The sequence below is a fragment of the Hymenobacter sediminicola genome (genome assembly GCF_014250515.1).
Lineage (GTDB): Bacteria > Bacteroidota > Bacteroidia > Cytophagales > Hymenobacteraceae > Hymenobacter > Hymenobacter sediminicola.
In genome coordinates this window covers 1524085-1537283 of the sequence record NZ_CP060202.1, presented here as the reverse complement: position 1 = coordinate 1537283, position 13199 = coordinate 1524085, and the positions used below count along the sequence as shown (strand labels likewise).

Below are 13199 nucleotides of genomic sequence, written 5' to 3'. Positions count from 1 at the left end.
CGGCATGAAGACTATTCGATTTCCGCATCCGCTGGTGTTGCTGGTGGGGTTTATTCTGCTGGCCTGCCTGCTGAGCTACGTGCTGCCCGCTGGCGTGTTCGACCGACACCCCGACGCCGCCACCGGCCGCGACGTAGTAGTGGCCGGCTCCTACCACCGGGTGCCTGCCACGCCGGTCAGCCCACTGCAGGCCCTGGTTGACATTCCCAAAGGCATGGCGGAGGCCGCGGCGGTTATCTTTCTCGTGTTTCTGGCGGGCGGCGCTTTCACGGTCGTGGACCAGACCGGCGCCCTACGTAGCGGCGTCGATTGGCTGCTGCGGCGGTTTCAGGGGCGCGAGGCAGTAGTCATTCCTATTATTTCGGTGCTTTTCGCCACCATGGGAGCCCTGGAGAATATGCAGGAGGAGATAGTACCGCTCATACCGGTGCTACTCATTCTGATGCGGCGCATCGGCTATCCAGCCCTCACGGCGGCGGCGGTCAGTATTGGGGCGGCAGCGGTAGGTGCGGCCTTCAGCCCGCTCAACCCGTTTCAGGTGGGCATTGCTCAGAAGCTGGCCCAACTGCCGCTGCTTTCGGGTGGTGGCTTCCGATTGGCCTTTCTGCTGCTGGCCCTTGCTATCTGGATTGCGGGCACCGTGCGCTACGCCCTGCGCCACCGCGTAGCGCCGGAAACCGCCGCTGCCGCCGACCCCGCCGCGCTGGCAACCGGCCGCAACCACGGGCTGGTGCTGCTGCTGCTGTTCGCGGCCTTTGCTTTCTTCGCTTATGGCGTGCTGAAGCTGGGCTGGGACTTCGAGCAAATGGCGGCGCTGTTCTTCGGGCTGGGCGTAGTGGCCGGCTTGCTGGGTGGGCTAGGCCTCACGGGCACGGCCGAAGGCTTCATTGCCGGCTTCCGCGACATTGCCTTTTCGGCGCTGCTCATCGGGTTTGCGCGGGCCATTTTCGTGGTGCTGGAGCAGGGCCAGATTGTGGATACTATCGTAAATGCGCTGTCGGCGCCGCTGGCGGGGCTGCCGGTTGCCCTTTCAGCCTTGGGTATGATTGGGGTGCACACTGCCTTGCACCTGCCGGTGCCCAGCGTGAGTGGCCAAGCCGTGCTGACTATGCCCCTGCTCGTGCCCCTCTCCGACCTTATTGGCCTTTCGCGGCAGGTAACGGTGCTGGCCTTTCAATATGGGGCGGGCCTCTGCGAGCTTATCACGCCCACCAACGGCGCGCTTATGGCTATAGTGGCAGCCTGCGGTGTGCGACTTGATGAGTGGTGGAAATTTGTGCTGCCGCTCTATCTGCTGCTACTGGCCGTAGGTGCGGTGGCGGTAGTAGTGGGCATTGCGGTGGGGCTATAAGTTTACTGGGAGGCAGAGCAAGGCCGGTTCAGAGGCCTAAAACCCCATCCTTTCACTAAAAAGCCCCTGATGCACGACATCAGGGGCTTTTTGCAATTCTGCTGGCTGAATAAGGTTACGCCTCCCGTAGCTCATCGGCCTCGAAAATGCGCTTGATTTTGCGCTTACGCTCTACCAACTGGAATCGGAATGTCTCGTTGGCTTCATCGAGGTACACGTCTGAAATCAGGCCCTGGTGGCCGGACTCACCGGGCGCGGGGCTTCTTTCAGTCACCGTGTCGCCGAAGCTGAACGGGGGTTTCTGGTATAGCTCCTTGAACAGCTCGCCACTGACTTTAAACTGCTGTTCATCGTAGCGCAGCAAAATCCAGTCGTCGGTTTCGTCTATTTTTTCGAACACCTTGCCTACCGGCTCCAGCCACTCGAAGCTGCGGCGGTTGGCGGGATGAATGTAGCGGAAGCCATAGTCTGGCGTCCAGGCATATAAGCCGTAGATAACAGGTTTGGGACGTGGCACTCGAAAAAGAAATAAGCTGAAATATGCCGCTACAACAGCCTAGCATAGGTTGAGGTTCCGCAAAAGTGGTTCCTCCACTAGCACCAGTGGCACGGCGAAGGTGCGCGGTTTTCCTGATATAATCAGCCTACTGGCGCTACGAATACAGTCGGTAAAACCTGAAAAATGGGTGCTGAATCGGCGTGACTTCAACCCGGCTGAAACCGGCGTCCTGGGCGTAGCGCATGAAGGTAGCAGTCCGCATGACGGTGCCGGTTTCGGCAGAGGGCTCTTCGGCTTTGCCCACGGGCAGGCAGTGCAGAATACTCCAGCCGTACATCAATGAGTCGAGGCTGGAGTCGGGGCCCAGAAATGTGTCGCCTACCTTTTCGTCCATCACCAGCACGGCACCCGTGGGGCCGGCCAGTTGGCGCATCACCTGCAGCACCGCTACCGGCTGCGCCATATCGTGCAGGCACTCAAACGCCGTCACTAGGTCGTATTGCCCGGCCAGGGTTATTTCGCCGGCGTCGCGGGTGGAGAATCGGGCGCGGTGGCTTACGCCGGCTCCGGCCGCATTCAGGCGGGCCAGCTGCACGGACTCTTCATCCAAGTCAAACCCATCGACCCTAATGCTTGGGTAGCTGCGGGCCATACCAATGCTCGACCAGCCGGCCCCACTGCCTATATCGGCGACGTGGGCTGGCGGCTGGGCCAACAGTCGGGCATGCACATCGGGTAGCTGCGGCAGCCACTCGGGGCCCAGTTGGCGCAAAAACATGGTCCGGTTGATGCTGGCCTGGCCTTCGCGCAAATCAGCCCCATAGGCGGCGAAAGGCACTCCGCCGCCGCTGCGGTATGCGGCCAGGATAGTGGGCAACGGGTGCACGACTCCCGCTACCAGTTGGGCCAGCGGCGCCAGATAATTCAGGCTCTCGGTATCAGCCAGCACTTCGGCCTGCGCCGCCGGCAACGCAAAGCGCCGCATCTCGGGCGTTGCCAACGGGTTATCAACGTGCAGAATACCCGCGCTGGCCTGCTGTTCCAGCCATTCGCGGGCGTAGCGCCGGGCTGTCCCGCTACGTTCTGCCAGCGCGCTTACTGTCAGCGGACCATCTCGTAGCGCGGTATAGTAGCCCAGCCGTAGCCCCAGATAGATGCTGAATACTTCCAGAGCATGACTGGTGGCCTGCACCACGTGGTCGGCAAACTCGTCTCGCTCGTTTTCCTGCGCGGCTGTCAGGGGCTCTGCTGCTGTAGACTGGCTGCTCATAGCGTGTTGCGCGCATAACCGGAGCAAGCTATTTCGGCCCGGCAGCACCTCAATAAGTTACGCATTTTCTACCGCTTTCCCGAGCCGCAAAAAACGCACAAGCCCTTGTGCATCACCGTATATTCTACACTAGACATCCTTTTTGGCATCCGACATTCCTGCCGCAGCATGCTCGGACAGCCGGTTCCGATGTACCGCGCCATCCTGTATGTGGGCGAAGGAAATGACATGCCGCTCACCACCCGCTCCGTACACCACCACGTCTTCCTCTCCCACGGTTTCCAGCTTGGCTATGTCGGCCCAGTTGTAGGCAAATTTCCTGCGAAACGGGTGCAGCCGGCCACTAAAGCCGTGCGCATGCAGGTGCAGGTGGCGACGCTTGTAGATGTGCGCTAAGCCGAAGGCCAGCAGTACATACCAACCCGCAACTACCCAATATACCCACGGCAGCACGTGGAAGCGGTGCTCACCGGTTTGCAGCTCTTTTTCGTGATGCCGGTGCCAGATATGGTAGCCTTCTAAAGCCAGAATACCGGCCGCCGCCAACTCCAGCCATGCCACTCTTTCGTGATGAGCCGGGTGCTGGCCGAGGTGGCGCCACTCGCGCGCCAGCAACAGCAGATAAGCCGCTCCTACTGCCAGCTCCACACCAGCCAAAACCGTAAAAGACTCGCGGCCAGTCAGTATACTCACGGCGCCTCCCAGCAGCACAATAGCCGGAAACAAGTGGCTTAGCCCTTTAGCGCGTTCCATGCGGGCACGCCGCTTATGGTAAAGGGTGGTATGGCCAGTGCTGGAAAGAGTGTTCATGTAAGCAAGCACCGAAAATTTCCCGGGCTGCACAACCTCTTCTTGGGTACTGACAAGCAGCCTTCGAAGGCAGGCCGTAGGTGGCTCTACGCCAATAACCTTGTGCCGACATCTATAGTAAGAGGCCTGTACTGTTGACCTCCTGTGCTGCTTCTCTTCACACGCTAATGCCCAAAACTGCTTCTTCTATCCCTACTCCCACGCTGCAAGCCGGCATGGGCGCACTTCCGCACGACCACGGCACCACGTTCCGCGTCTGGGCTCCGGCCGCTACTGCCGTTTCGGTGGTGGGGCCTTTCAACGACTGGAATGCCACTACGCACCCGCTGCAGCACGAAGCCGACGGTTATTGGGCCGCCGATTTTTCGGACCTGCCCGCCGGCACCGAATACAAGTTTCACCTGACCACGCCCGCTGGCGAGCTAACCCGCAACGACCCATACGCCCGACAAGTCACGCATTCGGCCGGCAACTCCATTGTGCCCGACCACAGCTTCGACTGGGAAGACGACCAGTTTGAGATGCCCGCCTGGAACTCGCTGGTCATCTACGAGTTGCACGTGGGTACCTTCAACGTCAAAAATCCTGAGCAGCCCGGCACCTTTCTCGACGTGATAGAGAAGCTGGACTACCTGCGCGAACTGGGCATCAACGCCATCGAAATTATGCCGCCCACCGAGTTTCCGGGCGGCCGGAGCTGGGGCTACAACCCCTCTCATCCTTTTGCCCTCGAGACTGACTACGGTGGGCCGCAAGCGTTTAAGGAGCTAGTGAAACAGGCGCACCGCCACGGCATTGCCGTGATTCTGGATGTGGTGTACAACCACTTTGGCCCCGGCGACCTGGACTTGTGGCAGTTTGACGGCTGGCACGAAAACGATGGGGGCGGTATCTACTTCTACAACGACTGGCGCGCCGAAACGCCCTGGGGCCACAACCGCCCCGACTACGGCCGTGACGCCGTGCGGGCCTACATCCGCGACAACGCCCTAATGTGGCTGGAAGACTACCGCGTGGACGGCCTGCGCTGCGACTCCATCTCGCACATCCGTAACGTAGACGGCGCCTCCGACCCCTCGCGCGACCTGCCCGACGGCTGGAGTTTGATGAAGTGGATCAATGAGGAAGTGCAGCGGCACATGCCCTGGAAAATCATGATTGCCGAGGATCTGCAGGGCAACGAGTACATCACGCGCCGTCCCGAAGACGGCGGCCAGGGCTTCTCCAGCCAGTGGGATGCGGCCTTCGTCAATATAGTGCGTGATGCGCTGGTGACACCGGAGGATTCTGACCGCAACATGCACCACATAGCAGAAACCATCACCGGGGTGTACAACGGTGACGCCTTTCAGCGCATTATCTACACCGAAAGCCACGACGAAGTGGCCAACGGCAAAAGCCGCGTTGTTGAGGAAATTATGCCCGGCGATGCGCACACTTGGTTTCCGAAGAAGCGCGCCACGCTGGGCGCGGCGCTGGTATTTACGGCGCCCGGCATTCCGATGATGTTTCAGGGCCAGGAGATGCTGGCCGATGGCTACTTCTCCGATGACCAGCCGCTGCAGTGGGAGCACGCCGAGCAGCACGCCGGCCTCGTGCACCTCTACCGCGACCTGATCCGGCTGCGGCGCAACCTGGATGGCCACACCCGCGGCCTGCTGGGGCAGCACACTGAAGTGCATCACCTCAATGACGACGACAAAACCCTGGCCTTCATCCGGCGCGACCAGTCCGGCCCTGGCGACACCACCGTGGTGCTCTGCAACTTCGCCGACCGCTCGCACGAGAATTATACCATTGGGCTGCCTCGCGGCGGCCACTGGCGCGTGCGGTTCAACTCCGACTGGGCCGGTTACGACCAGGAGTTTGGCAATTTTGAGAGCCTGGACACGCTGGCCGAGCCCGGCATCTACGACGACCAGCCGTTCCACGCCTCGTTCGGGCTGGGCCCGTACTCGGTATTGATTATTTCGCAGGAGCCGTCGTAGCAGTGGTTCCTGGCTGGATTACGAGGAGGTTCGGGGCGGGCAGTTGTTCGTTCCGAACCTCTTTATTTTTCATTCGGTAGCGGCAGCAGAAACTCCCCGGCTTCCCATATCTTGCCGCTCCCACCCATTTTTTCCTTTTCAATGCAAGTTCCCGCTTCTACTCCCGCCCCCATTGCTCCTGATGCGCTTCTGGTGGAAGTAGCCTGGGAGGTCTGCAACCAGGTGGGCGGCATCTACACCGTTATCCGCTCCAAGGTGCCAGCCACGGTGCAGGCCTGGGACGACCGATACTGCCTGATAGGCCCCTACTTTCCGCAACAGGCGCAGAGCGAGTTTGAACCCTTCGACGACTATCAGCTTTCCACGCTTTCCGACCCATTTGCTGGGGCTGTGCGCGAAATGCGCAAGCTTGGCTACGAAGTGCATCTGGGCGTCTGGCTCGTAACGGGCCGTCCGCGGGCCGTACTCATCAGCCCCTACCAAGCCTATCCTCAACTGGGCCAGATCAAGTCCGACCTGTGGCACCACCACGGTATCCCGACCCCAGAAGCTGATGATTTGCTGCACCAAGTAGAGGCCTTCGGGCACTTGGTGAAGGAATTTCTGAAGATTCTAGCGGCGGAAGTAGTGCCACCGCAGCGAGTAGTGGCCCACTTCCACGAGTGGATGACGGGCGTGGCCATTCCGGCCCTGCGCCGCGAGCAGGTGCCGCTGCACCTCGTTTTCACTACGCACGCCACACTGCTGGGCCGATACCTAGCCATGAACGACCCCAACTTCTACGAGCATCTGATGCTGGTAGACTGGGAGGCCGAAGCCCGGCATTTCAACATCGAAACGGCCGTGCGGATTGAGCGCGCCGCCGCCCACGGTGCCCACGTATTTACCACCGTGAGCGAGCTAACGGTACGCGAATGCATTTATCTGCTTGAGCGGATTCCGGATGCGGTGCTGCCCAATGGCCTCAACATCGAGCGGTTCGTGGCGCTGCACGAGTTCCAGAACCTGCACCAGCAGTACAAGGGCAAGATCCACGAATTTGTGATGGCGCACTTCTTCCAGAGCTACTCGTTTGATCTGGACAAAACGCTGTACTTGTTCACGAGTGGCCGCTATGAGTACCACAACAAGGGGTTCGACCTGACGCTGGAAGCCTTGGCCCGCCTCAACTACCGCCTGCAGCAAAGCGGATTGGAAGGCAACATCGTCATGTTTTTCATCACGAAGCGGCCTTTCCACAGCATCAACCCACAGGTACTGCAGAGCCGTGCCGTGCTCGATGAGGTGCACGCAACCTGCGAAGCTATTGAGCAGCAGGTAGGTGAACGGCTCTTCTACGCCGCTGCCGCCAGCACCGACCACCGCCTGCCCGACCTGAGCAGCATGGTAGACGACTATTGGAAGCTGCGCTACCGCCGCACGCTGCAAAGCTGGAAAACCACCAACCTGCCTCCTGTCATCACCCACAACCTCGTAGACGATGCTACCGATGATATTCTGGGCTTCGTGCGGCGCGCTAACCTCGTCAACAACCAGCACGACCGGGTAAAAATCGTCTACCATCCTGACTTTGTGTCGCCGACCTCGCCACTGTTTGGTATGGAGTATGGCCAGTTTGTGCGCGGCTGCCACTTGGGCATTTTCCCGAGCTATTACGAGCCTTGGGGCTACACGCCGCTGGAATGCGTGGCGCGCGGCGTACCGGCCATCACCTCCGACCTGTCTGGCTTCGGAGATTATGTGATGCAGAACGTGCCCCAGCACGAAGACAAAGGCATCTATGTGGTGCAGCGCCAGGAGAAAAGCTTCGACGAGTCGGCTGAGGAACTGACTGAGATGCTATGGCAGTTTGTGCTGCTCAACCGCCGGGAGCGAATCATGCAGCGCAACAACGTAGAAAGCAACGCCGAGATATTCGACTGGAAAAACCTGCGCGTTTACTACGACCGTGCCTACACACTAGCCCTCGAACGGCAGTAACCACGACACCACTCCGCATTCTTACCTAAACACTGGCTTTCGTAGTAAAGACCAGGGTTTTTGCTGCCTGCTGTGGCCGTTTCCTGTACTCCGGCTGGTATGGCACACAAAGCATAAGCACGTGCTGTTATTCGGCACTTGGTTCTGCAGGCCGAGAGTCTTTCGCGCTGCTGTACTGCTGCTGGGGGCAAAAAAAGCCCGGCCGCATACTTTGCGGCCGGGTTGAAACTGGTTGGGTATGTAATGGGTAGTTGTTCAGGGAACCAGCACTTGGTCGATGACGTGAATGACGCCATTAGTAGCCAGAATATTGGCCGAGGCAATGTTAGCAGCCGTGCCAGTGCCGCCACGCACTGTAAAACCGTTGCCGGCAGCAGCTACCGTAATGTTGCCCCCGAGCGTAGCCACAGTTCCGGCCGTTAGGTCAGACGAAAACACCCGGCCCGTGCCGATTACGTGGCGCGACAGAATAGCCGTCAGGTTGGCATCCGATACGGAACTTAGCGGAGCAGGCCCCAACAGTGCCCGGAAAGCCGCATCGGTAGGTGCGAATACCGTAACATTAGCACTCTGCGTGCCGGCGGCCGTCAGGATGGCGGCGGCGGCTGGGCGCTGCAACGCCTGGAGCAACAGCGTAAATTCTGGGGCAGTGGTCCGGCTGGCGCTAGCCGCCACAATGGCCGCAATAGTTTGGCTTGGTGGCATCAGCACATTATCAATGGCGTGGATTGTGCCGTTGCTGGCCGCTACATCAGCCGTCACGACTCGGGTGCTGCCATTAAGAAAGACGCCCGTTCCGTTTTTGGTCAGGTACAGGGTGTTGTCATTGATGGTGGCTCCGCCTACTGAAGTAGCGGGCCGGGCCGTAGCCACACTACTGCTGCCGTTGGCAATATCAGCCGCCTTCACGTTGGTGGTGAGAACGTGGTACAGCAAAATTCCCCGCAGCTGGCTGATCTGGGCAGGGTCGGTGATGGCAGAAATGTTGGCCGCGTTGTTGAATGGCGCCGCCAGCTTGGCAAAGGCGTCGTTGGTGGGCGCAAATACCGTGAAAGGGCCGGTGCCGCTGAGAGTAGTAGCCAAATCGGCTTTTGTTACGGCTGCTACCAGGGTGCTGAAAGAAGCATTGCCCTGAGCTACCTGTACAATGTTCTGGGAAGGAGTGGGAGGAGTTGCATCATCGTCGTCATCGTCGCAGGAGGCTAGGCTGAAGCTAGAGGCAGCAAACAGCCCCAGCAGGAACGTGCGCAGCAGGAACCACGCATTAGGCAAGGAAGGTGCATTCATTTTGTTGAGGTTTTTGTGGTGAAAACTTAAACAACACTATGACTACCATCCGCCCCGCCAGATGTTGGGGAGAGCCAAAATTTTATAAGTAGGCTCTACTTATTCCTCCCTGAAGGCCTCCATCTTTGCAACATGCCCAGCTCCTTCCGCGTCTGCCTGCTTACCTCGGCCTGTTTGCTGGCAGGAAGCGCGCTGGCCAACGAGTTCTGGCTTCAGCCCTTGCAGTTTTTTGTAGCCCCCGGCGCCACACTTACGCTGCGGGTATTGGTGGGAGCAAATTTTGCGGGCACGCACTGGACCGGCAAAAGCAGCCGCGTGACGCAGCTAGCTCATTTCGCCCCCACCGGCTTCACTGATCTGACAGCAGCCACTACTGCCACCGACACGCTCCATCCGGTTGTAACGTTGCAGCAGGCTGGCACCCACGTCGTGACCCTGACGACGAACAACGCATTCCTGGCCCTGGATGCCGACAAGTTTAACTCCTATCTGAAAGCAGTAGGCCTCGACCATATTTTGCTTGAACGGCAAAAGCGCAACAGTTTACAGTTGCCGGGCCGCGAGGCATACCGCCGCTGCGCGAAAACGCTGGTATTCGTAGGCAACCCACTGGCTTCCGATACTGCCCGGGCCTGGAGCCGGCCCACTGGTATGCCGCTGGAACTGGTGCCCGAGCAGAATCCCTACACACTCAAAGCCGGTGCTTCTTTCACGGTGCGTGTGCTGGCCGAGGGGCAGCCCAGGCCCGGCCAGTTGGTGCAGGTATGGCAACGCAGCCCCCGCCAGGCCGGAAGAGTTTTTAAGCTATACAGTAACCAAAACGGGCGGGTGCTGTTTCGATTAACGGAGCCGGGCGAGTATATGCTCAGCACCGTACGCATGGTGCCTGCCACGCTTTCTGAGGCCGATTGGCAGACCACATGGAGTAGTCTCACTTTTGGATTTCGCCCTGTTTCAGGCCGTTAAAGCAACTTTTTTTGGGATTCGTGTCCTTGGCAGTGGACACTTCCAACGAACATTTTTTTTGTTACCTTCGCAACTCCCTTACAACCCGAACCACCGACGGTATGAAGTACTCGATTGATAAAAAGGAAACGTACACGATAATTACGATTGACGAGAAGAAGCTGGACACCACCGTAGCTCCCGACCTGAAATCGGAATTCGTGAAGCTGAACGCTGAAGGAATCAACAACCTGATCCTCGATCTCAGCAACGTAAAGTACACCGACTCGTCGGGGCTGAGCTCTATTCTCATTGCCAACCGTCTCTGCAATTCTACGGGTGGTTTGCTGGTGCTCACCGGCCTGCAAGACCACGTGATGAAGCTTATCACCATCAGCAAGCTGGAGTCGGTATTGCATATTCTGCCCACGGTGGAAGAAGGCATCGACCGGATTTTTCTGCACGCCATTGAGCGCGACCTGACAAGCAAAGAGTAGCTTGTCAGTTGCCTGTTGTTGGTTGTCAGTTGTCAGATGCGAATTGCTGACAATTGACAACCAATTTGCATTTATGCGGTGCCCATGCAGCCGGTCCTTTCCCGCCAACCCACCACTGCCAACCACTCACCAACTTGGAGTTTGAGCTGAAAATTCTGGGTAGTGCTTCCGCTACACCCTTCCTAGACCGCCACCACACGGCGCAGGTCCTGACGGTGAGCGGCGCGCAATACCTGATTGATTGTGGCGAGGGCACCCAGCGCCGCCTGATGGAGCACAAGATCCGGCACCAGCGCATCCGCACGGTGTTCATCTCCCACCTCCACGGCGACCATTTTTTCGGGCTCTTTGGGCTGCTGGGCACCATGCACCTCAACGGCCGCACCGAGCCGCTGCAGCTGTTCGGCCCGCCCGGCCTCGATGAGGTACTGACCACGCAGTTTCGCCACTCCTACACGCAGCTGAGTTTCGAGTTGGAGTTCACGGCTGTTGATACCACGCAGCACGCCCAGATTTTCGAGGACAAGTACCTAACGGTGCACACGCTGCCTATGCGCCACCGCATTCCGTGCTGCGGCTATCTGTTCCGCGAGAAGCCCAAGCGCCGCCATCTGGTGAAAGAGAAGCTGCCAGCTGGCCTCACGCCCGCGCAGCTCAATGCCCTTACGCTGGGCGAAGACCTGCTCACTGACGACGGCCAGCTGTTGCTCGCCAACGCGGCCGTTACCACGGCGCCGCGCCATAGCCGCAGCTACGCGTTCTGCTCCGACACGCTCTACACCGAAAGCCTAGCCGACCTCGTGCGCGGCGTGGATCTGCTCTATCATGAGGCCACGTTCCTGAACGACATGCGCGAACGGGCCGCTACCACCCACCATTCCACCGCCCGCCAGGCTGGCCTGCTGGCTCGCCGGGCGCAGGTGCAGCGTCTGCTCATTGGGCACTTCTCCAGCCGCTACCCCGACCTGCAGCCACTGTTGGCCGAAGCCAAAGAGGTGTTCGAGTGGACAGAGTTGGCCGTGGAAGGCCTATCGGTATCGGTTTAAACAGACGCTATGTCTCATAAGAAACAGCAGCTTTACCTCTTGCTTAGCGGCATTTTCATCGTGAATGCGCTGCTAGCTGAAATTATTGGCGTCAAGATATTCTCCGTAGATGCGCTGATGGGGCTGCCCGGCAACCTGACGGCGGGCGTGCTCATCTGGCCGGTGGTGTTCGTCACCACAGACATCATCAACGAGTATTTTGGCAAGCAGGGCGTACTGCGCATCAGCTACCTCACGGTGGCGCTCATTCTGTTTGCCTTTGTGGTGATATACGCCACCACCAAGCTGCCACCGGCCGCTTTCTGGCTTGATGTCAACAAGACCGATGCCGAAGGGCGGCCTTTCAACATTGACTTTGCCTACCAAAGTATTTTCCGGCAAGGACTGGGCATTATTGTGGGTTCCATCACGGCGTTTGGTATTGGGCAGGTACTCGATGCAACCGTGTTTCAGGCGCTGCGGCGCGCTACTGGGGGCCGCTACGTGTGGCTGCGCGCTACGGGCTCCACACTTATTTCGCAGCTCGTCGATTCGTTTGTGGTGCTGTTCGTGGCCTTCTACCTGTTCGGTAACTGGACGTTGGACCAGGTGCTGAGCGTGGCTAACACCAACTACTGGTATAAATTCGCGGCCGCCATTCTGCTTACACCCGTGCTCTACCTCGCCCACTTCCTCATCGACCGGTACCTGGGTGAAGAAGTAACCCAAGAACTGCAGCGGGAAGCGACGGCCGATGTGAGCGTATAAATAGTCATCCGTTTTACTCTGTTTTATCTTATGCGCCTGTTTCCTACAGTTAGTATTTCCTTCGTCGTGGCAAGTTTGTGCTGGAGCGGTTCGGCGTGGGCGCAAATGGGCACTTACACCAAAGGCAGTTGTGTACTGGCAGACGGGCGTCAGCTACAGGGAGGGTTTCAGTTGCGGCTAGCTACCGCACAGTCGCCGGCCATTCTCGTCTACCATGATAGTGATGGAAAACAGCCTGACCAAGAGTTTGAACCAGCGCAAATAAAGCGCTGCACAGTAGGCCGCCGCTCCTATATCGTTGGGGGCAATTTTGTGGCTCCCGACAATAAAGGCGGTATTCCTGTTGACAAGGACTTTGTGGAAGTGCTTGACACCCTCGGCCGCGTGCAGACGTTTCGCTATACCTACGAAGGCTATGTGAGCAGCAACCCCGGCGACTATATTCTGCCGGTTGCACTGGCGGCAACAAGCCTGGCGGTAGGAGGCCCGATGGTATTCCTAGGTGGCGGTGGGAAGCAGTACCAGCCGACCTATATCCTGCTGCTCCGGGCAGGAAACGGACAGCCGCTTGTTCCTTACACGCCCGGTCCGCAGCCCGGGCTGTTTACCTCAGAGCAGGAAAAACTGATAATGCCATCTGTAGGCGCTACTACTGCTTTTTTTACCGACGACCCAGAGCTGCAGCGGCGCATCGAAACTGGCAGGATAACGCAAGTCCGATTGCCAGAAGTGGTACAAGCCTACAACACAGGCATCAAACTCAAACCCAAGAATTAGTC

At 58.8% G+C, this 13199-nt stretch carries 12 protein-coding genes; 8 read left to right on the top strand and 4 right to left on the bottom strand.

From position 1 onward, the window contains the following. Positions 1 to 4 precede the first annotated feature (4 nt). Positions 5 to 1351 (top strand): YfcC family protein, encoded by a 1347-nt coding sequence (locus tag H4317_RS06530; protein ID WP_185889324.1) that lies wholly within the window; start codon positions 5 to 7, stop codon positions 1349 to 1351. A 115-nt stretch (positions 1352 to 1466) separates the two neighbouring features. On the opposite strand, the gene H4317_RS06525 is transcribed toward H4317_RS06530, so the two are convergent. The 3 genes from H4317_RS06525 to H4317_RS06515 form a co-directional block, all read right to left on the bottom strand. Further along, positions 1467 to 1868 carry a DUF6960 family protein gene (locus H4317_RS06525; RefSeq protein WP_185889323.1) on the bottom strand — a complete coding sequence of 134 codons (402 nt, stop codon included), beginning with the start codon at positions 1866 to 1868 and terminating at the stop codon, positions 1467 to 1469. Positions 1869 to 2004: 136 nt separating this feature from the next. Continuing rightward, positions 2005 to 3120, bottom strand: coding sequence for a class I SAM-dependent methyltransferase (locus tag H4317_RS06520; RefSeq protein WP_185889322.1), 1116 nt, complete (start codon positions 3118 to 3120; stop codon positions 2005 to 2007). 129 nt (positions 3121 to 3249) lie between these two features. Then, the gene (locus H4317_RS06515) at positions 3250 to 3930 is read right to left on the bottom strand and encodes a hypothetical protein (protein ID WP_185889321.1); all 681 of its coding nucleotides are present in this window, start codon (positions 3928 to 3930) and stop codon (positions 3250 to 3252) included. Positions 3931 to 4097: 167 nt separating this feature from the next. Between H4317_RS06515 and H4317_RS06510 the strand changes: the two genes are divergently transcribed. Continuing rightward, positions 4098 to 5918, top strand: a complete 1821-nt coding sequence (locus tag H4317_RS06510) for an alpha-amylase family glycosyl hydrolase (protein ID WP_260625844.1) — start codon at positions 4098 to 4100, stop codon at positions 5916 to 5918. Positions 5919 to 6059: 141 nt separating this feature from the next. Beyond that, positions 6060 to 7898: a glycosyltransferase gene (locus tag H4317_RS06505; RefSeq protein WP_185889320.1), complete on the top strand. Its 1839-nt coding sequence runs from the start codon at positions 6060 to 6062 to the stop codon at positions 7896 to 7898. Between the two features lie 255 nt (positions 7899 to 8153). On the opposite strand, the gene H4317_RS06500 is transcribed toward H4317_RS06505, so the two are convergent. Continuing rightward, positions 8154 to 9185, bottom strand: a complete 1032-nt coding sequence (locus H4317_RS06500; RefSeq protein ID WP_185889319.1) for a fasciclin domain-containing protein — start codon at positions 9183 to 9185, stop codon at positions 8154 to 8156. 132 nt (positions 9186 to 9317) lie between these two features. On the opposite strand from H4317_RS06500, the gene H4317_RS06495 reads away from it, so the two are divergent. The 5 genes from H4317_RS06495 (at position 9318) to H4317_RS06475 (ending at position 13197) form a co-directional block, all read left to right on the top strand. After that, positions 9318 to 10151: a DUF4198 domain-containing protein gene (locus tag H4317_RS06495; RefSeq protein WP_185889318.1), complete on the top strand. Its 834-nt coding sequence runs from the start codon at positions 9318 to 9320 to the stop codon at positions 10149 to 10151. A 101-nt stretch (positions 10152 to 10252) separates the two neighbouring features. Next, entirely contained in the window at positions 10253 to 10627 is a 375-nt protein-coding gene (locus tag H4317_RS06490; RefSeq protein WP_044002696.1) for an STAS domain-containing protein, read from the top strand. A 53-nt stretch (positions 10628 to 10680) separates the two neighbouring features. Beyond that, entirely contained in the window at positions 10681 to 11673 is a 993-nt protein-coding gene (locus H4317_RS06485) for a ribonuclease Z (RefSeq protein WP_349772190.1), read from the top strand. A 9-nt stretch (positions 11674 to 11682) separates the two neighbouring features. Then, the gene (locus tag H4317_RS06480) at positions 11683 to 12420 is read left to right on the top strand and encodes a queuosine precursor transporter (RefSeq protein ID WP_185889317.1); all 738 of its coding nucleotides are present in this window, start codon (positions 11683 to 11685) and stop codon (positions 12418 to 12420) included. Positions 12421 to 12450: 30 nt separating this feature from the next. Beyond that, entirely contained in the window at positions 12451 to 13197 is a 747-nt protein-coding gene (locus H4317_RS06475) for a hypothetical protein (protein ID WP_185889316.1), read from the top strand. Positions 13198 to 13199 lie beyond the last annotated feature (2 nt).

Excerpts from the sequence above, each read along its gene's own strand:
- H4317_RS06515 (WP_185889321.1), bottom strand. The coding sequence starts at position 3,930 with ATGAACACTCTTTCCAGCACTGGCCATACCACCCTTTACCATAAGCGG.
- H4317_RS06520 (WP_185889322.1), bottom strand. The coding sequence starts at position 3,120 with ATGAGCAGCCAGTCTACAGCAGCAGAGCCCCTGACAGCCGCGCAGGAA.
- H4317_RS06505 (WP_185889320.1), top strand. The coding sequence starts at position 6,060 with ATGCAAGTTCCCGCTTCTACTCCCGCCCCCATTGCTCCTGATGCGCTT.
- H4317_RS06495 (WP_185889318.1), top strand. The coding sequence starts at position 9,318 with ATGCCCAGCTCCTTCCGCGTCTGCCTGCTTACCTCGGCCTGTTTGCTG.
- H4317_RS06530 (WP_185889324.1), top strand. The coding sequence starts at position 5 with ATGAAGACTATTCGATTTCCGCATCCGCTGGTGTTGCTGGTGGGGTTT.
- H4317_RS06475 (WP_185889316.1), top strand. The coding sequence starts at position 12,451 with ATGCGCCTGTTTCCTACAGTTAGTATTTCCTTCGTCGTGGCAAGTTTG.
- H4317_RS06490 (WP_044002696.1), top strand. The coding sequence starts at position 10,253 with ATGAAGTACTCGATTGATAAAAAGGAAACGTACACGATAATTACGATT.
- H4317_RS06480 (WP_185889317.1), top strand. The coding sequence starts at position 11,683 with ATGTCTCATAAGAAACAGCAGCTTTACCTCTTGCTTAGCGGCATTTTC.
- H4317_RS06500 (WP_185889319.1), bottom strand. The coding sequence starts at position 9,185 with ATGAATGCACCTTCCTTGCCTAATGCGTGGTTCCTGCTGCGCACGTTC.
- H4317_RS06510 (WP_260625844.1), top strand. The coding sequence starts at position 4,098 with ATGCCCAAAACTGCTTCTTCTATCCCTACTCCCACGCTGCAAGCCGGC.